This window comes from Cupriavidus malaysiensis, assembly GCF_001854325.1.
GTDB lineage: Bacteria > Pseudomonadota > Gammaproteobacteria > Burkholderiales > Burkholderiaceae > Cupriavidus > Cupriavidus malaysiensis.
The window spans coordinates 3981146-4000623 of record NZ_CP017754.1 but is presented as its reverse complement, the minus strand read 5'-3'; the positions used below and the strand labels follow the sequence as shown (position 1 = coordinate 4000623).

21 protein-coding genes are annotated in these 19478 nt (G+C 68.1%); 15 read left to right on the top strand and 6 right to left on the bottom strand.

Going from position 1 to position 19478, the window contains the following annotated elements:
* The first annotated feature begins 11 nt into the window (after nt 1-11).
* The 6 genes from BKK80_RS18100 to BKK80_RS18075 all read left to right on the top strand — a co-directional run bounded on the left by BKK80_RS18100 (nt 12) and on the right by BKK80_RS18075 (nt 5586).
* On the top strand, nt 12-527 hold the full coding sequence (locus tag BKK80_RS18100) for an LPS-assembly lipoprotein LptE (protein ID WP_071015408.1): 516 nt from the start codon (nt 12-14) through the stop codon (nt 525-527).
* Between the two features lie 28 nt (nt 528-555).
* Nucleotides 556-1605: a DNA polymerase III subunit delta gene (holA, locus tag BKK80_RS18095; RefSeq protein WP_071037898.1), complete on the top strand. Its 1050-nt coding sequence runs from the start codon at nt 556-558 to the stop codon at nt 1603-1605.
* 100 nt (nt 1606-1705) lie between these two features.
* Nucleotides 1706-2986, top strand: a complete 1281-nt coding sequence (locus BKK80_RS18090) for a glutamate-5-semialdehyde dehydrogenase (protein ID WP_071015403.1) — start codon at nt 1706-1708, stop codon at nt 2984-2986.
* Nucleotides 2987-3076: 90 nt separating this feature from the next.
* A complete protein-coding gene (locus tag BKK80_RS18085; RefSeq protein ID WP_071070386.1) occupies nt 3077-3499 on the top strand; it encodes a CopD family protein in 423 nt (140 codons plus the stop codon).
* A gap of 110 nt (nt 3500-3609) precedes the next feature.
* Nucleotides 3610-4215, top strand: coding sequence for a 2-hydroxychromene-2-carboxylate isomerase (locus tag BKK80_RS18080; RefSeq protein ID WP_071070384.1), 606 nt, complete (start codon nt 3610-3612; stop codon nt 4213-4215).
* Between the two features lie 126 nt (nt 4216-4341).
* The gene (locus tag BKK80_RS18075) at nt 4342-5586 is read left to right on the top strand and encodes a THUMP domain-containing class I SAM-dependent RNA methyltransferase (RefSeq protein WP_071015395.1); all 1245 of its coding nucleotides are present in this window, start codon (nt 4342-4344) and stop codon (nt 5584-5586) included.
* Between the two features lie 37 nt (nt 5587-5623).
* Here BKK80_RS18075 and BKK80_RS18070 read toward each other — a convergent pair whose 3' ends face one another.
* The 5 genes from BKK80_RS18070 to BKK80_RS18050 all read right to left on the bottom strand — a co-directional run bounded on the left by BKK80_RS18070 (nt 5624) and on the right by BKK80_RS18050 (nt 10446).
* A complete protein-coding gene (locus BKK80_RS18070; protein ID WP_071070382.1) occupies nt 5624-6670 on the bottom strand; it encodes a response regulator in 1047 nt (348 codons plus the stop codon).
* A gap of 191 nt (nt 6671-6861) precedes the next feature.
* Nucleotides 6862-8334 carry an NAD(P)(+) transhydrogenase (Re/Si-specific) subunit beta gene (locus BKK80_RS18065; RefSeq protein WP_071015390.1) on the bottom strand — a complete coding sequence of 491 codons (1473 nt, stop codon included), beginning with the start codon at nt 8332-8334 and terminating at the stop codon, nt 6862-6864.
* Nucleotides 8331-8663, bottom strand: a complete 333-nt coding sequence (locus tag BKK80_RS18060) for an NAD(P) transhydrogenase subunit alpha part 2 (RefSeq protein ID WP_071015388.1) — start codon at nt 8661-8663, stop codon at nt 8331-8333. The genes BKK80_RS18065 and BKK80_RS18060 overlap by 4 nt, the downstream gene beginning before the upstream one ends.
* A 197-nt stretch (nt 8664-8860) precedes the next feature.
* Nucleotides 8861-9223, bottom strand: coding sequence for an aspartate 1-decarboxylase (gene panD / locus BKK80_RS18055; protein WP_071015386.1), 363 nt, complete (start codon nt 9221-9223; stop codon nt 8861-8863).
* 98 nt (nt 9224-9321) lie between these two features.
* The gene (locus BKK80_RS18050; RefSeq protein ID WP_071015380.1) at nt 9322-10446 is read right to left on the bottom strand and encodes a Re/Si-specific NAD(P)(+) transhydrogenase subunit alpha; all 1125 of its coding nucleotides are present in this window, start codon (nt 10444-10446) and stop codon (nt 9322-9324) included.
* Between the two features lie 376 nt (nt 10447-10822).
* On the opposite strand from BKK80_RS18050, the gene BKK80_RS18045 reads away from it, so the two are divergent.
* The 5 genes from BKK80_RS18045 (at nt 10823) to mnmA (ending at nt 14735) form a co-directional block, all read left to right on the top strand.
* Nucleotides 10823-11626, top strand: a complete 804-nt coding sequence (locus BKK80_RS18045) for a TorF family putative porin (protein WP_071038541.1) — start codon at nt 10823-10825, stop codon at nt 11624-11626.
* Between the two features lie 176 nt (nt 11627-11802).
* On the top strand, nt 11803-12138 hold the full coding sequence (locus tag BKK80_RS18040; protein WP_071015377.1) for a hypothetical protein: 336 nt from the start codon (nt 11803-11805) through the stop codon (nt 12136-12138).
* Nucleotides 12125-13093 (top strand): 4-hydroxy-tetrahydrodipicolinate synthase family protein, encoded by a 969-nt coding sequence (locus tag BKK80_RS18035; protein ID WP_084545607.1) that lies wholly within the window; start codon nt 12125-12127, stop codon nt 13091-13093. Before BKK80_RS18040 ends, BKK80_RS18035 begins: the two co-directional genes overlap by 14 nt.
* 74 nt (nt 13094-13167) lie before the next feature.
* Nucleotides 13168-13659 carry an NUDIX hydrolase gene (locus tag BKK80_RS18030; protein WP_071016573.1) on the top strand — a complete coding sequence of 164 codons (492 nt, stop codon included), beginning with the start codon at nt 13168-13170 and terminating at the stop codon, nt 13657-13659.
* Nucleotides 13656-14735, top strand: a complete 1080-nt coding sequence (mnmA, locus tag BKK80_RS18025) for a tRNA 2-thiouridine(34) synthase MnmA (protein ID WP_071015375.1) — start codon at nt 13656-13658, stop codon at nt 14733-14735. The genes BKK80_RS18030 and mnmA overlap by 4 nt, the downstream gene beginning before the upstream one ends.
* 40 nt (nt 14736-14775) lie before the next feature.
* Here the strand turns inward: mnmA and BKK80_RS18020 are convergent, their stop codons facing one another.
* Nucleotides 14776-15390 (bottom strand): glutathione S-transferase C-terminal domain-containing protein, encoded by a 615-nt coding sequence (locus BKK80_RS18020; protein WP_071015373.1) that lies wholly within the window; start codon nt 15388-15390, stop codon nt 14776-14778.
* 365 nt (nt 15391-15755) lie between these two features.
* Here BKK80_RS18020 and purB point away from each other — a divergent pair, with 365 nt between their 5' ends.
* The 4 genes from purB to BKK80_RS18000 all read left to right on the top strand — a co-directional run bounded on the left by purB (nt 15756) and on the right by BKK80_RS18000 (nt 19255).
* A complete protein-coding gene (gene purB / locus BKK80_RS18015; protein WP_071015369.1) occupies nt 15756-17132 on the top strand; it encodes an adenylosuccinate lyase in 1377 nt (458 codons plus the stop codon).
* A 255-nt stretch (nt 17133-17387) separates the two neighbouring features.
* A complete protein-coding gene (locus tag BKK80_RS18010) occupies nt 17388-17930 on the top strand; it encodes a cytochrome b (protein ID WP_071015366.1) in 543 nt (180 codons plus the stop codon).
* 82 nt (nt 17931-18012) lie between these two features.
* Nucleotides 18013-18597 carry a YceI family protein gene (locus BKK80_RS18005; RefSeq protein ID WP_071070380.1) on the top strand — a complete coding sequence of 195 codons (585 nt, stop codon included), beginning with the start codon at nt 18013-18015 and terminating at the stop codon, nt 18595-18597.
* A gap of 67 nt (nt 18598-18664) precedes the next feature.
* Complete coding sequence (locus BKK80_RS18000; protein ID WP_071015361.1) at nt 18665-19255, top strand: YceI family protein; 591 nt, start codon at nt 18665-18667, stop codon at nt 19253-19255.
* Nucleotides 19256-19478 lie beyond the last annotated feature (223 nt).

Genomic DNA, 19478 nt, shown 5'->3' with positions numbered 1-19478 from the left:
ACGTCAACGACATGGATAGCCCGAGCCCGTCCCGCCGCAAGGCGCTCGCCCTGATCCTCGCCGGCGCTGCTGCCGGCCTGCTGGGCGGCTGCGGCTTCCACCTGCGCGGCCAGAGCGATTTCGCCTTCAAGCGGCTGTACGTAGGGATTCCGGCCAATTCGCCGATGGGCGCAGAGCTGCGTCGCACCATCCGCGGTGGCTCCGACACCGTCGTCGTCGACGATCCGAAGCAGGCCGACGCCCTGCTCGACGTGCTGCAGGACTCGCGCGTCAAGACCGTGCTGTCGCTGACCACCGCCGGCGTGGTGCGCGAATACCGCCTGACGCAGCGCTTCACCTTCCGCCTGCGCGGCGCCGACGGCAAGGAACTGATCGCGCCCTCGCAGATGATGTTGACGCGCGACCTGACCTACAACGAGGCGAACACGCTGGCCAAGGACTACGAGGAGCAGCAGCTCTACCGCGACATGCAGAGCGATATCGTGCAGCAGCTGATCCGCCGCCTGGCGTCGGTCAAGTCGCTCTGAGCGGGGCCGTCCGCGGCGCACGCAAGGCATGCAGATCAAGCCAGACGCCCTCGAAGCGCACCTGCGCCAGGCCAAGAGCAAGGGGCTGGCCCCGCTCTACGTGGTGCACGGCGACGAGCACCTGCTGGTGCTCGAGGCCGTGGACCGGCTGCGCCGCGCCGCGCGCGAGAGCGGCTTCACCGAGCGCGACGTGCTGGTGGCCGAGCGCGGTTTCCACTGGAGCCAGCTGACCGAGGCGCAGCAGTCGATGTCGCTGTTCGGCGACCGCAAGGTGGTCGAGCTGCGCATCCCGTCCGGCAAGCCGGGCAAGGACGGTGGCGAGGCCTTGCGCGCGGTCGCGGCCCAGTCGTCGCCGGATGTGCTGCTGCTGGTGACGCTGCCGCGCCTGGATTTCGCCGCGGCCAAGTCGGCCTGGTTCCAGGCGCTCGAAGGCGCCGGCGTCTCGGTCAAGGTCGACATGGTGGACCGCGCGCGCCTGCCGGCCTGGATCGGTGAACGGCTGGCCTTGCAGCAGCAGCGGGTGGAGGGCGGCGAACCCGGCCGGCGCGCGCTGCAGTTCATCGCCGACAAGGTCGAAGGCAACCTGCTGGCGGCCCACCAGGAGATCCAGAAGCTGGGCCTGCTCTATCCGGCCGGTGAGCTGAGCTTCGAGCAGGTCCACGACGCCGTGCTCAATGTGGCGCGCTACGACGTCTTCAAGTTGTCCGAGGCCATGCTGGCCGGCGATGTGCCGCGCCTGGTGCGCATGCTCGAAGGGCTGCGCGGCGAGGGCGAGGCGACGGTGCTGGTGCTATGGGCGCTGGCCGAGGAAATTCGCGTATTATCCAAGCTCCGGCAAGGACTGGCGGCAGGCAAGCCCGCCGCCGTGCTGGCACGCGAGCTGCGCATCTGGGGTGCGCGCGAGAAGCTCGCGCCGCAGGCCGCACAACGGTTATCGATGGCCCGGCTGGAGGCGGCGCTGGCGCTGGCCGCGCGGCTGGACCGCCAGGTCAAGGGCCTGCCGCCCGGTCCGGGCGAGCCGCTGCCGGCCGAACCCTGGGATGGCCTGCAGCAGCTCGCGCTGATGATCGCGCGCTAGCCGCGGCGCCATGCCCGGCTGGCGCGGGCGACGCGCCGGCGCACCGACTCCAGGTATTAGAAGACAAGCATTGAGGGCAGGGGACGCCCCGGCCAGACATATGAACGAGCTCGATCTCAACCTCTACATGGACCGCGTCGGCCGCCAGGCCCGCGCCGCTTCGCGCGCGATGGCGCGCGCCAGTACCGCCGACAAGAACCGCGCGCTGCTGACCATCGCCGCGGCCATCCGCCGCGACGCCGAGCAGCTCAAGGCCGTCAACGCGCGCGACGTCGAGCGTGCGCGCGCCAATGGCCAGGACGCCGCCTTCGTCGACCGCCTGACGCTGTCGGACAAGGCCATCGCCACCATGGCCGCCGGCCTCGAGCAGATCGCCGCGCTGCCGGACCCGATCGGCGAGATCAGCAATATGAAGTTCCGCCCGACCGGCATCCAGGTCGGCCAGATGCGCGTGCCGCTGGGCGTGATCGGCATCATCTACGAGTCGCGTCCCAACGTCACCATCGATGCGGCGGCGCTGTGCCTGAAATCCGGCAATGCCACCATCCTGCGCGGCGGTTCGGAGGCGATCGAATCCAATACCGCGCTGGCCCGGCTGGTGGCAGAGGGGCTGGCCGCGGCCGGTCTCCCGGCCGAGGCCGTGCAGGTGATCGAGACCACCGACCGCGCAGCGGTCGGCCGGATGATCACCATGACGGAATACGTCGACGTGATCGTGCCGCGCGGCGGCAAGAGCCTGATCGCGCGCCTGATGCAGGAAGCGCGCGTGCCGATGATCAAGCACCTGGACGGCATCTGCCACGTCTTCATCGACGTCGATGCCGATGTCGAGAAGGCGGTGCGCGTCTGCGACAACGCCAAGACGCAGCGCTATGCGCCGTGCAACACGATGGAAACGCTGCTGGTGGCGCGCGATATCGCCGCCACCGTGCTGCCGCCGCTGTGCCGCATCTATCAGGACAAGGGTGTGGAGCTGCGCGTGTGCGCCGACACGCGCGCGACGCTGGAGGCCGCCGGCTTCTCCGGCCTGGTCAATGCCACCGACGAAGACTGGCGGCTCGAGTACCTGGCGCCGGTGCTGGCGATCCGCACCGTCGACGACGTAGATGCCGCCATCGAGCACATCAATACCTACGGTTCGGCGCACACCGATTCCATCATCACCGAGAATTACTCCACCGGCCTGCGCTTCCTGCGCGAGGTGGATTCGGCCAGCGTGATGATCAATGCCTCGACCCGTTTCGCCGACGGCTTCGAGTACGGCCTGGGCGCGGAGATCGGCATCTCCAACGACAAGCTGCATGCGCGCGGCCCGGTTGGACTGGAAGGCCTGACTTCGCTCAAGTACGTGGTGTTCGGCCACGGCGAGATCCGCACCTGAGGCAGGGCGGCCGGCGCCGCGCCGGCCCACCGGTCCGCTGCCCCGCCGCCGCGGGCTTCTTCATCTCCAACCGATAACTCACGCCTGCCGATGCTCTGGGTCAAAGCGCTGCATATCGTCTTCGTCGTCTCCTGGTTCGCCGGCCTGTTCTACCTGCCGCGCATCTTCGTCAACCTGGCGATGGAAACCGACGCGGCCGCCCTGCAGCGGCTGCTGCTGATGGCACGCAAGCTGTACCGCTTCATGACCATGCTGGCGGTGCCGGCGCTGGCGTTCGGCCTGTGGCTCTATCTCGGCTACGGCATCGGGCGCGGGCCCGGCCAGGGCTGGATGCACACCAAGCTCGCACTGGTGCTGGTCCTGATCGGCTACCACCACGGCTGCGGTGTGCTGCTGCGCAAGTTCGAGGCGGGTCGCAATACCCGCTCGCACACCTTCTACCGCTGGTTCAACGAACTGCCGGTGCTGGTGCTGCTGGCGGTGGTGATCCTGGTGGTGGTGAAGCCCTTCTGAGAGCGGCCGCCGCGCGGTCGCCTGTCATCCCGCCCTGATACCCTTGCAGCCAGCTGTACGAACCCGCCGGTGCCCACGGGCCCGGTGCATGACTTAGCGAGACCAACCCGATGAGCAAGCAGGTCGACTACTACTTCACCGCCCCTTCGCCTTTCGTCTACCTCGGCCACGAGCGCTTCGCCGCCATCGCGGCGCGGCACGGCGTCCAGGTCAACCTCAAGCCCTGTGACCTGGGCAAGGTCTTCGCCGTCTCCGGCGGCCTGCCGCTTGCCCAGCGCCCGCCGCAGCGCCAGGCCTATCGCCTGGTCGAGCTGGAACGCTGGAGCCGTTATCTGGGCATGCCGCTGAACCTGCAGCCGACCTTCTTCCCGGTGTCGGGCGACGCCGCAGCCAGGCTGATCATCGCCACCCAGCTCGCGCACGGTACCGCGCGCGCGATGGACCTGACCGGCGCCATCGGCCGTGCGGTGTGGGCCGAGCAGCGCAATATCGCCGATGGTGCCACGCTGGCGCAGATCGCCGGCGAGGCCGGGCTCGACGGCGCGGCCCTGCTCAAGGCCAGCGAGGCCCAGGCCGTGCAGGCAGCCTATGCCCAGCATACCCAGGACGCGATCTCGGCCGGCGTGTTCGGTGCCCCCTGGTATGTCTACGAGGGCGAATCGTTCTGGGGCCAGGACCGGCTCGATTTCCTCGACCGCGCGCTGGCGGCCGACTGATCGCTCCGTCCCACGTCCACCGGCGGCGCACAGGCGGCGCGGGTGTGCTACCGTCCGCCCTGGCGGACGTTTTCATTTGCGCCGGCGCTGTCCGCCGGCGGCGCTCTTCTTCTTTGCAGGAACCTCATGACCCAAGCCTTCTTCGCCCCTTGCCCGCGTGGCCTCGAGACCGCCCTCGCCGACGAGTTGCGCGAGATCGCGGCGCGCCCAGGCATTGCCTCGGTCGCGCCGTTCCAGGTGCACCGCGAGGTGGCGGGCGGGGTCGAGTTCTCCGGCGTGCCGGCGGCCGCCTATGCCGTCAACCTGCATTCGCGCATTGCCAGCCGCGTGCTGATGCGCGTGGCCGCGCGCGGCTACCGGCACGAGGATGACGTCTATGCACTGGCGCGGGCGCAGCGCTGGGAGCAGTGGTTCTCGCCGGACGAGACCCTGCGCGTCGACGTGACCTCCAACAAGTCACCGCTGCGCAGCCTGAACTTCGCTGCGCTGCGGGTCAAGGACGGCATCTGCGACGCGATGCGGGAACGCCTGGGGGGCCGGCCCAGTGTCGATACCGCCAGTCCGGACGTACGCATCTACGCCCACCTGACCGAGCGCGACTGCACGCTCTACCTCGACACCTCCGGCGAGCCGCTGTTCAAGCGCGGCTGGCGCATGGAAAAGGGCGAGGCACCGCTGAAGGAGAACCTCGCGGCCGGCATCCTGCGCCTGGCTGGCTGGGTGCCCGGCCACACCGCGCGGCCCTTCTACGACCCGATGTGCGGCAGCGGCACCTTCATGGTCGAGGCGGCGCAGGTTGCACTGGGCCTGGCGCCGGGCGCCAGCCGCAGCTTCGCCTTCGAATGGCTCAAGGGCCTGGACGGCAAGGCCTGGCAGGCGCTGAAGGCCGATGCGCAGCGCGCGCGCATGCTGGCCGGCGGCGACGGACTGCAGATCGCCGGCAGCGATATTTCAACGGACATGCTGGCGATGGCACAGGCGAACTGGCAGCGCGCCGGCCTGCCCGGCGAGGCACGCCTGAAGCAGGTCGATGCCCGCCATACCCAGCCGCCGTTCGCCGAGCCGGGCCTGCTGCTGATGAATCCGCCCTATGGCGAGCGTATCGCCGTGCGCGGCGCGCGGCGCCAGCCGGAAGAGGTCTTGCCGCGCGACGAGGCGGAGGAAGCGGCGGCCGACCAGTTCGCGGCCGCCTTCGCCGCCACGCTCAAGCAGCAGTTCGCCGGCTGGCAGGCCTGGATCTTCACCGGCGACCTGAGCCTGCCGCGGCGGCTGCGACTGAAGGAATCGCGCCGCACCCCGCTGTACAACGGCAATATCGAGTGCCGGTTGTTCCGTTTCGACATGGTGCGCGGCGGCAACCGCAGCGCCTAGTCCATTGCGCCAGGGAAAGCGCGCCCGGGCGGCAGGCTCAGTCGCGCTTGCGGCCGGTCAGTGCGTCCGGGTCGCGCGCGAAATCGGCCAGGAATGACTGGTAGCTGACCACCGGTTCCTGCAGCAGGTGGCGTGGCAGGTCGAACAGGGCGTAGTAATAGGTCTCGCGGCCTTCGCAGCGCTCGGCAGGCAGGCAGTACTGCTCCCAGTCGATGCAGGCCGGGGTGAACATGCCATTGCCGGGCCAGAAGAACGGGACGATGCGGCCCTCGCGCAGGCCCTCGACCAGCGGCGCCGGCGCATCGTAGGCCTCGGCCGACTCGACCTGGCTCATCAGGCCGGCCTGGGTCTCGATGACCATCAGCGTGGCCTGGCCCTGCGCCGTCAGCATCAGGATGCCGACCGGGTTGGGGTAGAGGTAATACTCGACAAAGTTGTAGCGTGCGGCAATCTGCCGCACCCTGTCGGCCACCGCAGGGTCCGACAGGAAGGAGTACGAGTGGCGCGTCAGCAGGTCGCGCAGCGTGCGCGACAGCACGGTGAAGTACTGTTGCTGCAGTGCATCGATCTCCTTGCACAGGCGTCCCACCATATTGCTTTCGTGCTTCTTGACGTAGCGGTCGATCAGGCCGTGGTTGAAGCCCTCGACTGCGATGCTTTCGTCGGCCGTCCCGGTCAGCAGGATGGTCTTGCACGGCAGGTCCTGCAAGGCCTGGCAGAAGCTCAGCCCGTCCATCTGCGGCATCGAGTAGTCGACCACCACCACCCCCGGCTGCAGGAAGCGGTGGATGTCGTGCATCTGGCGGTAGATGCGGTCGACATCGAGCTGCACGGTGCGCCGCTCGCTGAGGAAGGTCAGGTCGTCGTGCGTCACGCGCACCGGCAGGAAGCCCGGGAATCGGCTCGTGTAGGCATCACGGATCCACTGCAGCGCCTCGCGCGGATCGGTGAAGGACACCACGGCGCGCGAGGCATCCATCTGGAAGGCCAAGCTGTCGATGAACGACTTGCTGTCGTCCACCAGGACCGTCAGGATCGGGTGGTGGAAGACCGACAGGCTCCGGTCGTGCTGGCTGAATGTCATGGCGGTTCGGCGGCCGTGCGGGCCGCACGGCAGGCAAGGGGTTCGGCTTCCGAGGCACAGCCGGGCGCGCGCGAGCCTCGATGGCAAGGCAGTATAGCGCGCCCGCGAACCCGCGCAAACGTGTGCCGCCGGCACGACCCGTGCACGGGCATGCCGGCGGCCTCGGCGGCCGCACGCGCCGCCGGCGCCGCTCAGACCGCCTTGACCATGTCCTCGACCACCTTCTTGGCGTCGCCGAACACCATCATGGTCTTGTCCATGTAGAACAGCTCGTTGTCCAGGCCGGCGTAGCCGGCCGCCATCGAGCGCTTGTTGACAATGATGGTCTTGGCCTTGTACGCCTCCAGGATCGGCATGCCGGCGATCGGCGAGTTCGGGTCGGTCTTGGCCGCCGGGTTGACCACGTCGTTGGCCCCGAGCACCAGCACCACGTCGGCCTGGCCGAACTCGCTGTTGATGTCTTCCATCTCGAAGACCTGGTCGTAGGGCACTTCCGCCTCGGCCAGCAGCACGTTCATGTGACCCGGCATGCGCCCGGCTACCGGGTGGATCGCGTACTTGACCGTGACCCCCTTCTCCGAAAGCATCTCGGTCAACTCCTTCAGCGCGTGCTGGGCGCGCGCCACCGCCAGGCCGTAGCCGGGCACGATGATCACGGTCTCGGCGTTGCCCATCAGGAAGGCCGCGTCGTCGGCCGAGCCGGACTTGACGTTGCGCTGCGCCTGGGCGCCGCCGGCCGAGACGGCCGAGGCGTCGCCGCCGAAGCCGCCCAGGATCACGTTGAAGAACGAGCGGTTCATCGCCCGGCACATGATGTACGAGAGGATGGCGCCGGAGGAGCCCACTAGCGAGCCCGCGATGATCAGCATCGGGTTGTTCAGCGAGAAGCCGATGCCGGCCGCGGCCCAGCCCGAGTACGAGTTCAGCATCGACACCACCACCGGCATGTCGGCACCGCCGATCGGGATGATGATCATCACGCCGAGCACGAAGGCGAGCGCCAGCATCACCAGGAAGGGCAGCCAGGCCTGCGTCAGGAAGAAGCCGACGCCGAAGCCGACCATGGCCAGCGCCAGCAGCAGGTTCAGCCAGTGCTGGCCGGGGAAGACCACCGGCGCGCCCTGGAACAGGCGGAACTTGTAGCGTCCGGCCAGCTTGCCGAAGGCGATCACCGAGCCGGAGAAGGTGATGGCACCGACGAAGCAGCCGATGAACAGCTCGACGCGGTTGCCCATCGGGATCTCGTGCGACTCCGGCGGCGTGATGCCGAAGGCGGCCGGCTCGGCCACCGCCGCCACCGCGATGAAGACCGCGGCCAGGCCGATCAGCGAGTGCATCGCCGCCACCAGTTCGGGCATCTTGGTCATCTCGACCTTGCGCGCCACATAGGCGCCGATGCCGCCGCCGACCACCAGGGACAGCAGGATCAGGCCCAGGCCGGTGGCGATCGAGGACTGGGCCGCGCCGGCGGCGAGGAACTCCGCCTTGAGCTTGGCGATCAGCGCCACCGTGGTGAGTGCGGCGATGGCCATGCCGGCCATGCCGAAGGCATTGCCGCGGCGTGCCGTGGCAGGGTGGGACAGCCCCTTGAGCGCCTGGATGAAGCAGACCGAGGCGAGCAGGTAGAGCAGGGTGACGAGGTTCATGCTGACGAGGCCGCTCATTGCGCGCCCTCCTTGCCCTTGGTGTCGGCCTTGGCCTTGGGCTCCTTCTTCTTGAACATCTCCAGCATGCGCTGGGTCACCAGGAAGCCGCCGAACACGTTGACCGCGGCCAGGGCCACGGCGAGCGTGCCCATGGTGCGTCCGACCATGCCTTCGGTCAGGCCCGCGGCGAGCATGGCGCCGACGATGATGATGGCCGAGATCGCATTGGTCACCGCCATCAGGGGCGTGTGCAGGGCCGGCGTGACCGTCCAGACCACGTGGTAGCCCACGTAGATCGCCAGCACGAAGATGATCAGGTTGATCACCGTGTGGTTCACCATCTCCATCGACTTCTCCTCCGTTTGCTTGAATCCGTGCTACCGCTTCATTGTTGTGGGGCTGTGGCTCGTCACGAATACCGGCGCGGCCGGTGCGGCGCAGCGCGCCAGGGCGGCGCGCCGCCCCGGCCCGCGGGTCGCCCGCGCCATGCCGTGCGGCTGGCGTGGGCGGGATGCGGGGCGAGGCTGGGCATGGGCCGGCGGCCTCAGATCTTCTTGATTTCCTTGATCGCGTTCTTCTCGTTGACCAGGATGACCTTGGGCTTGTAGCTGGCGATCTCTTCGTCGCTCATCGGCGCATAGGTGCAGATGATGAGCTGGTCGCCCAGGTGCGCGCGGCGCGCGGCGGCGCCGTTCAGCGAGATTTCGCCGCTGCCGCGCTCGCCCTTGATGATGTAGGTCGAGAAGCGCTCGCCGTTGTTGACGTTGTACAGCTCGATCTTCTCGAATTCCTTCATGTCGGCCGCGTCGAGCAGGTCCTGGTCGATGCCGCACGAGCCTTCGTAGTTCAGGTCCGCCTGCGTCACGGTGACACGGTGCAGCTTGGCGCGGAGCATGATGCGTTGCATGGGTGATACGTCCTTCTTGGTTGATGCAGGTCCGGCGCGCCTGCGCGCAGCGCGCGGCGCCGGGACCGGGAGAGGGCCCCGCAGGGCCGTGGAAAAGCTCAGGATGCCGACTGGCGCACGACCTCGCCGCCCTTGCACATCAGGCAGGCGGCGACGATGTCGTCAGACAGGTCGATCACCGGCTTGCCTTCCTTGTCGACGATCAGCTTGAGGAAGTCAAGCACGTTGCGCGCGTACAGGGCGGACGCGTCGGCCGCCACCATGCTGGCCAGGTTGGTGTGGCCCACCAGCGTGACGCCGTGGCGCTGCACCACCTGGTCGGGCACCGTCAGCGGGCAGTTGCCGCCCTGCGCCGCCGCCAGGTCCACCACCACGGAGCCGGGCTTCATCTGCTGCACGGTGTCTTCCTTGAGCAGCACCGGCGCCGCGCGCCCGGGGATCAGCGCGGTGGTGATGACGATGTCGGCCTGCCGGGCGCGTTCGTGCACCAGTTCGGCCTGGCGGCGCATCCAGTCGGCCGGCATCGGGCGCGCATAGCCGCCCACGCCTTGGGCGATCTCGCGCTCTTCGTCGGTGAGGAAGGGCACGTCGAGGAACTTGGCGCCCAGCGATTCGATCTGCTCCTTGACCGCGGGCCGCACGTCGGAGGCCTCGATCACCGCGCCCAGCCGCTTGGCCGTCGCGATGGCCTGCAGCCCGGCCACGCCGGCGCCGAGGATCAGCACGCGCGCTGCCTTCACGGTGCCGGCCGCGGTCATCAGCATCGGCATGAAGCGCTGGTAGTGGTGGGCCGCTTCCAGCACGGCCTTGTAGCCGGCGATATTCGCCTGCGAGGACAGCACGTCCATGCTCTGGGCGCGCGTGGTGCGCGGCGCGGCTTCCAGCGCGAAGGCGGTCAGGCCCGCCGTAGCCATGCGCGCGTTGTTGTCTGCGTCGAAGGGATTGAGCATGCCCACCAGTATCGCGCCGGGCTTCATCTGGGCGCGCTCGGCGTCGTCCGGTGCGCGCACCTTGAGCACCAGCTCGGCGCCGAGCGCCTCGGCGGCAGTGCCGATGCGGGCGCCGAGCGCCTCGTAGGCTGCGTCCGGCTGGCTGGCGCGCACACCAGCCTCCGCCTGGACCGTGACCTGGTGGCCCTGCGCCAGGTACTTCTTGACCGTCTCCGGCGTAGCGGCGACGCGCGTCTCACCTGCCCGCGTCTCCTGCGGGATGCCGATGTGCATCGTCAATTTCTCCTTTGGCTGGCTTCCATTCTGTTGGCGGGCGGATTGCCTGGCCCGTTGCGCTCTGCCGGCGACCGGCCGCAGCGCACAATTTTGCCGCAGCTTACAGGAATCTGACGCTCAATGGTGACGCATCGGTCGGGGATTGCAGACGTAGTAATGAGCGCACATTCAGCCTTTATCGAAAGACTTCGCCGCGCCAGCCAATCTTGACGCCGATTTGAGGCGCTGCTCCGTATCGTTGCGCCTGCGCCACTTGGACGCGGCATCACGCGCGCGGCAGTGGCGCTTCCGGCGCAACCACAAGGCATGTGCCGGGATTTCTCGGAGCTTGCAGATGACGTCTTTCTTCCTTCCTTCGGCGCGGCGCGCCGCCATGGCCGGCCTGCTGGCGGCCGGTTGCCTGGGTGCCACGGGCGCTTTTGCGCAGAGCAGCGGCGACGCGGCAGCCACGCCCGCACCGGCGGCGGCCGCGCCGGCAGCGGACGCGGCACCGGCGTCGCCGCACACGTTCACGGCCAATGTGACGCTGGCCACCGAGTACCGCTACCGCGGGCTGATGCAGACCAACCGCCATCCGGCGATCCAGGGGGGCTTCGACTACGCGCACGAGAGCGGTTTCTACGTGGGCAACTGGAACTCGAACATCAGCTGGCTCTCGGACAGCAGCTCGCAGGTGTCGGCGCCGATCGAGATGGACTTCTACGGCGGCTTCAAGAACACCTTCGCGCTGGCGGGGCTGGACTGGAACTATGACGTGGGGGTGCTGCAGTACTACTACCCGGGCGACTACCCGACGGGCTTCACGCGGCCGCACACGACGGAGCTGTACGGCGGGATCGGCAGCGGCCCGGTGTTCCTGAAGTACTCGCACGCGCTGACCAACCTGTTCGGTTTCAACGACAGCAAGAACAGTTTCTACATCGACCTGTCGGCGAACGTGCCGCTGAATTTCTGGGACCTGACGTTCAACGCGCACGTGGGCTACCAGAAGGTGCAGCACGTGACGGACGCGTCGTATACGGACTGGAAGGTGGGGCTGACCAAGGACCTGGGCAAGGGCTTCTCGCTGGCGGTGGCGTACATCGACACCAACGCGAACCGCTCGGTGTACACCAATACCAGCGGGCGCTACGTGGGCCGCGCCACCGCCTGGGCCTCGCTCACCAAGAGCTTCTGACTTTTTCTGATCTTTACGGCATGTTGACGCGCGAGCACGCCAAACCTGCATCAATTTGAGGCCGCCGTCCTTAGCATGGAATCACTCCAACAGACGACCCGCCCAGCGCGGGCCAGCCATCCATGCGACAGCCAAGCCTAGCCGCGGCCTTTGCCGCCGTGCCCCGACGCCGTTCCATGCGCCATGCCGCCAGCCAGGCTGCAGCGCCTGCGCTTGCTCCTGCGCCCCGCCTCGCGGCCGAGACGGACAAGCAGCCCGGCAGCTGGATCCGCTTGCGGCTGGCGCTGGCCTCGGCGCAGGTGCATGCCTTGCGCCAGTCCCTGCACCGTGCGATCGGCGGGCTGGCGCGCGTCTACGTGGTCGAGGTCGATCATCGCCACGGCCTGGCCACGCTGCATGTGGAGGTGGCGCGCGGCGGGCGCGACGCGGCCATGCACGCCATCATGGCGGCGCTGCCCGAGGCCGAGTTCGGTGTGACGACGGCGCTGGAGCCCGACCATGTGGCGCACTGAGGCGGAGACCGGATCGGCCCCTGCGTGCCATGTCAGCGGCGCTGGCGACGACGGCCCGGCCGCCGGGCGCGAAGCGCCGGCGGCCGCGCGCAGCCGGGCGCTGGCGCACGGCCTGTGGCTGCCGATGGTGACGCCGCTGCACGCCGGTGAGCTCGACCTGGCGTGCGCGCAGCGCCTGGCCTTGCATTACGCGGAGGCGGGCGTCGACGGACTGATCCTGCTCGGCACGACCGGGGAGGGCGGCCTGCTGCGCCCATGGGAGCGCCTCGCGCTGGTGGCGGCCGTCACGCAGGCACTCGACGGCGCCGTGCCCGTGATGGCAGGCGTGGGCGGCGTGGATACCGCCGCCGTGTGCGAGCAGGTGCGCCAGCTGGACCGCTGCGACGTGGCCGGCTACCTGGTGCCGCCGCCCTACTACCTGCGTGTCGGCGATGCCGGCATGGCCTGGCATTTCGAGCAGGTGGCCGCTGCCACCTGGCGCCCGCTGATGCTCTATAACGTACCCGGGCGCACCGGCTGCAGCCTGTCGGCGCCGCTTATCGCCCGGCTCGCCGTGCACCCCCGCATCGTTGCCATCAAGCAGTGCGAAGCGCCGGCGCTCGGCGGCGCCGGCACTGCACCGCTCGACGTCTTCTGCGGCGAGGATGCCGCCATGCTGGTGCACCTGCTGGCCGGCGGCGCTGGCGCCGTGCCGGCTTCGGCCCACGTGCGTCCCGACCTGTTCGTGCGGCTTGCGCGGCTGGTGCGCAGCGGACACCACGAAGCGGCCCGCGCCTTGTTCGCGCAACTGCAGCCGCTGGTCGGCCTGCTGTTCTCCGAGCCCAATCCGGTCCCGGTGAAGGCCGCGCTGGCGCTGTGCGGGCTGGTGCGCGCGGAAGTGCGGCGCCCGCTGCAGCCTGCCAGCGCGGGCCTGGTCAAGGCGCTCGAGCAGGCCCTGGCAGACCTGCCGGCTTGAAGCGGTCGCCGCTGCCTTCCTGCATGATGCCCCGGCAACCGGTAAAATGCCGGATTGCCTAAATATTGAGCATCATGTCAAACGATTGGAAGGCCAGCGTCACCGTTGCCGCCGTCATCGAGCGCGGCGGCCGCTTCCTGCTGGTGGAAGAAGAGACGCCGGAGGGCCTGCGCCTGAACCAGCCCGCCGGCCATCTCGAAGAGGGTGAGAGCCTGATCCACGCCGTCATCCGCGAAACGCTGGAGGAAACCGCGCACGCCTTCGAGCCGCGCGCCTTGCTCGGCTGCTACATGGGTCGCGCCAGGTCTTCGCGCACCGGCAAGGACGTCACCTATGTGCGCTTCGCCTTTACCGGCGAGCTGGGTGCCCTCGAGAGCGGCCGCAAGCTGGACACCGGCATCGTGCGCACGGTGTGGATGAGCGCGGACGAGGTGCGCGCCTGTCCCGAACGTCATCGCACGCCGCTGGTGCAGGCCTGTGTCGACGACTACCTGGCCGGCAAGCGCTTCGCGCTCGACGCGCTGTTCACGCACAGCTCGGCGCTGGGCAAGGCAGGGCAGCCATGAGCGGCAAGCGCGTGGTGGTCGGCATGTCCGGTGGCGTCGATTCCTCGGTCACGGCCTGGCTGCTCAAGCAGCAGGGCTATGAAGTCATCGGCCTGTTCATGAAGAACTGGGAGGATGACGACGACGGCGAGTACTGCTCGACGCGCCAGGACTGGCTCGATGTGGTGTCGGTGGCCGACCTGATCGGTGTCGACGTGGAAGCGGTGAACTTCGCCGCCGAGTACAAGGACCGCGTGTTCGCCGAATTCCTGCGCGAGTACTCGGCCGGCCGCACGCCCAACCCGGACGTGCTGTGCAACGCCGAGATCAAGTTCAAGGCCTTCCTCGACCACGCCATGTCGCTGGGCGCGCAGACCATCGCCACCGGCCACTATGCGCGCGTGCGCGAGGCGGCGGGCGGGCGCTTCGAACTGCTCAAGGCCTTCGATCACACCAAGGACCAGAGCTATTTCCTGCATCGCCTGAACCAGGCGCAATTGTCGCGTACCCTGTTCCCGCTGGGCGAGATGCCAAAGACGCGCGTGCGCGAGATCGCGGCCGAGATCGGCCTGCCCAACGCGAAGAAGAAAGACTCGACCGGTATCTGCTTCATCGGCGAGCGTCCGTTCCGAGACTTCCTCAACCGCTACCTGCCGACCCGGCCGGGCCCGATGAAGACCGCGGACGGCAAGGTGGTGGGCGAGCACATCGGCCTCGCCTTCTATACGCTGGGCCAGCGCAAGGGCATCGGCCTGGGCGGCAGCCGCGATGGCAACGGCGATGCCTGGTATGCGGCACGCAAGGACATGGCTGCCAATACGCTCTATGTCGTGCAGGGGCATGACCATCCCTGGCTGCAGACGACGGAGCTGGCCGCAGCCGACCTGTCGTGGGTGGCCGGCGAGCCGCCCGCGGCGGGCCGGCGGTTGTCGGCCAAGACGCGCTACCGGCAGAGCGATGCACCCTGCATGGTGGCGCAGGCGGGGGAGGACACGCTGGAGCTCGCCTTCGACGAGCCGCAGTGGGCGGTGACGCCGGGTCAATCGGCCGTGCTGTACGACGGCGACGTGTGCCTGGGCGGCGGCATCATCCAGTAGGGCGCAGGGCTGTGCGCTGGGGCACAGCCCGCTCCGGGTGTCAGCCGCGCGGCGGCTCGGTATCGAGGAAGGACTGGCGCTTGGCCAGCTTGTCCTGGTAGGCCGCCAGGTTCGGATGCCGCTGGCGCCAGGGGATCTCGGGGAAGCGGAAGTCCAGGTAGCCCAGCGCGCAGCCCACCGCGATATCGGCCAGCGAATAGTGGTTGCCCGAGCACCAGGGGCGATCCGCCAGGCCGTTGGCCATGGCGACCAGCGCCGCGTCGATCTTGCCGAGCTGGCGTTGGACCCAGCGCTCGCTGCGTTCTCCGGGCTCGCGCTGGGTGCCTTCCAGGCGCACCAGCTGCGCGGCGTCGAGCACGCCGTCGGCCAGCGCCTCCCAGCAGCGTACTTCCAGCCGTTCGCGTCCGCCCTGCGGGATCAGGCGGCTGACCGGTGTCAGCGTGTCCACATACTCGACGATGACACGGGAGTCGAAGATCGCGCCGCCGTCTTCCATCATCAGGCAGGGCACCTTGCCGAGCGGATTGAACTGGCCGATGGTGGTGTCGGGCGACCAGACGTTCTCTTCGACGAGCTGGTAGTCGATCTTCTTCTCCGCCATTACCACGCGCACCTTGCGCGCGTAAGGGCTCGTCTGCGATGCAATCAGCTTCATATGCTCCCCTTGAGCTTGTTATGAAGTGCATCGGCGCTCGTGGCACGGCCGGCCGGCGTTGGCGTCCGTGCCCGATGCACTTCGTAACAGGCTAATGGATCGGCGAGCGCGAGTATACCCGCGCAGCCCGCGCGCCGCGGCCGAGCGTGCGGCCGCGCACTTTGCGTTGCGGGGCGGGCACAAGGGCGCGTCCGGTGTCTCCGCGGCTGCTGCACAGCGGGGCGGGGCCGATGGTAAAATCGCGCGTTGCGTCCGGCCGCTGCGGTCCGGCGCGTGCCCGATCCGTGCCGGATCCGTCTCATGCGGCCTGCGCCGTGGAGCCGGAACGGCGCTCCCCTCCCAACTCCCCCTTTGCGGTTTCCAGCATGTCCACCACCTCCCTTTCGCCACTCACCGCCCTGTCTCCCATCGATGGCCGCTATGCCGCCAAGGCCGACGCGCTGCGCGAGTGGCTTTCCGAGGCGGCCTTCATGCGCAACCGCGTCAAGGTCGAGGTGCACTGGCTGATCGCGCTGGCGCGCACCGGCCTGCCCGACATGCCGAAATTCTCGCCGGCCTCCGAGGCGGCGCTGCTGGCCCTGGTCGACAAGTTCTCCGAAGCCGACGCCGCGCGCATCAAGGAAATCGAGGCGGTCACCAACCATGACGTCAAGGCCGTCGAGTACTGGCTCAAGGAGCAGGTCAAGGGCAATGCGGAGCTCGAGGCGGCCAGCGAATTCATCCACTTCGCCTGTACCTCGGAAGACATCAACAACACCTCGCACGGCATGATGCTGAAGGGCGCGCGCGACGAGGTGGTGGTGCCGGCGCTCAAGCGCGTGCATGCGCGCCTGGTCGAGCTGGCCCGCGCCAACGCGGCACAGCCGATGCTGTCGCGCACCCATGGCCAGCCGGCCAGCCCGACCACGCTGGGCAAGGAGATGGCCAACGTGGCGGCGCGCCTGGCGCGCGCCATCGAGCGCATCGAGCGCGTCGAGCTGCTGGGCAAGATGAACGGTGCGGTGGGCAACTACAACGCGCACCTGTCGGCGTATCCTGCCTTCGACTGGGAAGCCTTCTCCAGCCAGGTCATCGAGACCCGCCTGGGCCTGACCTTCAATCCCTACACCATCCAGATCGAGCCGCACGACTACATGGCCGAGCTGTTCGATGCCATCGCGCGCGCCAACACCATCCTGCTGGACCTGGACCGCGACGTCTGGGGCTACATCTCGCTGGGCTACTTCAAGCAGCGCACCAAGGCCGGCGAGATCGGCTCGTCGACCATGCCGCACAAGGTCAACCCGATCGACTTCGAGAACTCGGAAGGCAACCTCGGCCTGGCCAATGCCGTCCTGCGCCACCTGTCGGAGAAGCTGCCCGTCTCGCGCTGGCAGCGCGACCTGACCGACTCCACGGTCCTGCGCAATATCGGCGTGGCCTTCGGCTACAGCCTGCTGGCCTACGAGGCCTGCCTGCGCGGCCTGGGCAAGCTGGAAACCAATCCCGAGCGCCTGAACGAAGACCTCGATAACTGCTGGGAAGTGCTGGCCGAGCCGGTGCAGACCGTGATGCGCCGTTTCGGCGTGCCCAATCCGTACGAGCAGTTGAAGGAGCTGACGCGCGGCAAGGGTATTTCGCGCGAGGCGCTGCAGACCTTCATCACCGGCCTGGCGATTCCCGACGACGCCAAGCAACTGCTGCTGGCGATGACGCCCGCCAGCTACATCGGCAAGGCCGTGGCGCTGGCCGAGCGGATCTGAGCGGCCGCGCCCCGCTGCGTCGAGAAGCCACCCGCGAGGGTGGCTTTTTTCATGGCGGCCGATATGTTGCCGTGCGCCGGGTCGCCGGCGCGCTCAATTCAAAAATATTGAATAACTGAATTAAGTTCGGCCTGCTCATGATCCCCCCGGGCGCTCAATAATGCGAGAATCCAAGGCGCTGCCAGGAACGGTTTCCGGCGGCCCTTCTCAAATTCTCAAAGATCGTGCAACGCCCGCCACGGGCAGGGAGAGTCCATGCGTTCCAAAGCTGCCTACGGCCCCATCGCCATCAGCCTGCACTGGCTCGTGGCCTTGCTGATCTTCGCGGCTTTCGCCCTGGGTCTCTACATGACGGGTATTCCCGGGCTGACCCCGACCAAGCTCAAGCTTTTTTCCTGGCACAAGTGGATGGGCGTGACCATCTTCGCACTGGCGCTGGTCCGTGTGCTCTGGCGGGGCGCCAAGGGTGCGCCGGCCCCGGCCGCGGGCACGCCCGCGTGGCAGGTCAAGGCCGCCGCCGGCGCGCACCACCTGCTTTACCTGCTGATCCTCGTGGTGCCTCTCACCGGCTATTTCTACAGTTCGGCGGCGGGCGTACCGGTGGTCTTTCTCGGCCTGTGGCACATGCCCGCGCTGATCGAGCCCAATGACGCGCTGAAGGCCGCGCTCAAGCCGGCCCACGAATGGCTGAACTACCTGATGGCCGCGATCGTCGTCGTCCATGCCGCCGCCGCCGTCAAGCACCAGTTCGTCAACCGGGACGGCACGCTGGCCCGCATGCTGCCGTTTCTCAAGTAGGCGTCGGCCGTTTCCCGGTCACGTCCTCGCATTGCCAACGCAGAATGGCGCGTAGCGCCACGATTTTGACAGGAGTCATTCGATGAACCGCAATTTCCGTCCCCGTGCGCTGGCCCTGGCAGGCGCGGCAGTCCTGGCCGCCGCCGGCGCCGCGATTCCTTCCGCCTGGGCCCAGGTCGATGCGGCCAAGAGCTCGGTCACGGCGGTCGCCCGCCAGATCGGCGTACCCATGGAGGGCAAGTTCAAGAAATTCGATGCGACGGTCGCTTTCGATCCCGCCAAGCTGGCCAGTTCGTCGGCCAAGATGGAGATCGACGTCGCCAGCTTCGAGATCGGCGATGCCGAGACCACCAAGGAACTGAAAGGGCGCGACTGGTTCGACGCCGCCAAGTATCCGAAGGCCGTCTTCCAGTCCACCAGCATCAAGGGCGGTGCCGCCGGCAAGTACGACGTGGCCGGCAAGCTGACCATCAAGGGCAAGACCGTCGACATCGTGGTGCCGGCAAGCTATCGCCAGGAGGGCGGCGTCCAGGTCTTCGAAGGCGTGCTGCCGATCAAGCGTAACGCCTTCAATATCGGCGACGGCGAGTGGAAGGACACTTCGGTGGTCGCCGACGAAGTCCAGGTCAAGTTCCACATCGTCACCCCGGCCAGGAAGCAGGGCTGATCCGCCCGCGGCCTGTTCCCCATTCCAACCCGTCCAACCCGTCTTATCCGTCCTGCAGGGAGAACCCATGAAACTGCGCACCATCCTCGCCGCCGTCGCGGCCCTGTCCGCCACCGCCGCCGTCGGCGTGGCCTCCGCCGCCAGCGTGACCTACAACCTCGACCCGACGCATACCTACCCGAGCTTCGCGGCCGACCACATGGGCGGCGTATCGACGTGGCGCGGCAAGTTCACCAAGTCGAGCGGCGTGGTCACCCTGGACCGCGAGGCCAAGACCGGCTCGGTCGACGTCAAGATCGACCCGGCCTCGATCGATTTCGGCAACAGCAAGCTGAACGAACACGTGAAGAGCCCCGACATGCTCAACGTGCAGGCCTTCCCGGAGGCCAGCTACAAGGGCAAGTTCATCAAGTTCAACGGTGACGTGCCGACCGCGATCGATGGCGTGCTGACGCTGCATGGCGTGTCCAAGCCGGTGCAGCTCAATATCAGCGATTTCAAGTGCATCCAGCACCCGATGCTCAAGCGTGAAGTCTGCGGCGCCGACGCCGTGGGCACCTTCAGCCGCGCCGACTTCGGTGTCGACTACGCGCTGAAGATGGGCTTCAAGCCGGAAGTGAAGCTGGCCATCCAGGTCGAGGGCGTGCGCGCGGACTGAGTCCGGATCCATTGCGCCAGAAACGGGCCGGCTTTGCCGGCCCGTTTTTCGTTGGCGGTCCTGGTCGGAACACGGCGGGCAGGCACGCCGCGAGCACGCTACGAGGTGGCCTCGGCACCCCTCGCCAGGTCGGTTGTACGCCACCCGTCGCCACAGTACAATGGTCCGCTGCAATTTCCCTCCGGGCTGCAGGCCTGCGGCAGGCTAGCGGACATTCGCCGCG

What these genes read in the sequence shown, in the direction of transcription:
- BKK80_RS18065 (WP_071015390.1), bottom strand. Translation starts at nt 8,334, where the DNA reads ATGAGCGGCCTCGTCAGCATGAACCTCGTCACCCTGCTCTACCTGCTC.
- BKK80_RS18020 (WP_071015373.1), bottom strand. Translation starts at nt 15,390, where the DNA reads ATGAAGCTGATTGCATCGCAGACGAGCCCTTACGCGCGCAAGGTGCGC.
- BKK80_RS18070 (WP_071070382.1), bottom strand. Translation starts at nt 6,670, where the DNA reads ATGACATTCAGCCAGCACGACCGGAGCCTGTCGGTCTTCCACCACCCG.
- BKK80_RS18075 (WP_071015395.1), top strand. Translation starts at nt 4,342, where the DNA reads ATGACCCAAGCCTTCTTCGCCCCTTGCCCGCGTGGCCTCGAGACCGCC.
- BKK80_RS18045 (WP_071038541.1), top strand. Translation starts at nt 10,823, where the DNA reads ATGGCCGGCCTGCTGGCGGCCGGTTGCCTGGGTGCCACGGGCGCTTTT.
- BKK80_RS18030 (WP_071016573.1), top strand. Translation starts at nt 13,168, where the DNA reads ATGTCAAACGATTGGAAGGCCAGCGTCACCGTTGCCGCCGTCATCGAG.
- BKK80_RS18100 (WP_071015408.1), top strand. Translation starts at nt 12, where the DNA reads ATGGATAGCCCGAGCCCGTCCCGCCGCAAGGCGCTCGCCCTGATCCTC.
- BKK80_RS18005 (WP_071070380.1), top strand. Translation starts at nt 18,013, where the DNA reads ATGAACCGCAATTTCCGTCCCCGTGCGCTGGCCCTGGCAGGCGCGGCA.
- BKK80_RS18050 (WP_071015380.1), bottom strand. Translation starts at nt 10,446, where the DNA reads ATGCACATCGGCATCCCGCAGGAGACGCGGGCAGGTGAGACGCGCGTC.
- BKK80_RS18080 (WP_071070384.1), top strand. Translation starts at nt 3,610, where the DNA reads ATGAGCAAGCAGGTCGACTACTACTTCACCGCCCCTTCGCCTTTCGTC.
- BKK80_RS18035 (WP_084545607.1), top strand. Translation starts at nt 12,125, where the DNA reads ATGTGGCGCACTGAGGCGGAGACCGGATCGGCCCCTGCGTGCCATGTC.
- BKK80_RS18090 (WP_071015403.1), top strand. Translation starts at nt 1,706, where the DNA reads ATGAACGAGCTCGATCTCAACCTCTACATGGACCGCGTCGGCCGCCAG.
- purB (WP_071015369.1), top strand. Translation starts at nt 15,756, where the DNA reads ATGTCCACCACCTCCCTTTCGCCACTCACCGCCCTGTCTCCCATCGAT.
- BKK80_RS18040 (WP_071015377.1), top strand. Translation starts at nt 11,803, where the DNA reads ATGCGCCATGCCGCCAGCCAGGCTGCAGCGCCTGCGCTTGCTCCTGCG.
- panD (WP_071015386.1), bottom strand. Translation starts at nt 9,223, where the DNA reads ATGCAACGCATCATGCTCCGCGCCAAGCTGCACCGTGTCACCGTGACG.
- holA (WP_071037898.1), top strand. Translation starts at nt 556, where the DNA reads ATGCAGATCAAGCCAGACGCCCTCGAAGCGCACCTGCGCCAGGCCAAG.
- BKK80_RS18060 (WP_071015388.1), bottom strand. Translation starts at nt 8,663, where the DNA reads ATGGAGATGGTGAACCACACGGTGATCAACCTGATCATCTTCGTGCTG.
- BKK80_RS18085 (WP_071070386.1), top strand. Translation starts at nt 3,077, where the DNA reads ATGCTCTGGGTCAAAGCGCTGCATATCGTCTTCGTCGTCTCCTGGTTC.
- mnmA (WP_071015375.1), top strand. Translation starts at nt 13,656, where the DNA reads ATGAGCGGCAAGCGCGTGGTGGTCGGCATGTCCGGTGGCGTCGATTCC.
- BKK80_RS18000 (WP_071015361.1), top strand. Translation starts at nt 18,665, where the DNA reads ATGAAACTGCGCACCATCCTCGCCGCCGTCGCGGCCCTGTCCGCCACC.
- BKK80_RS18010 (WP_071015366.1), top strand. Translation starts at nt 17,388, where the DNA reads ATGCGTTCCAAAGCTGCCTACGGCCCCATCGCCATCAGCCTGCACTGG.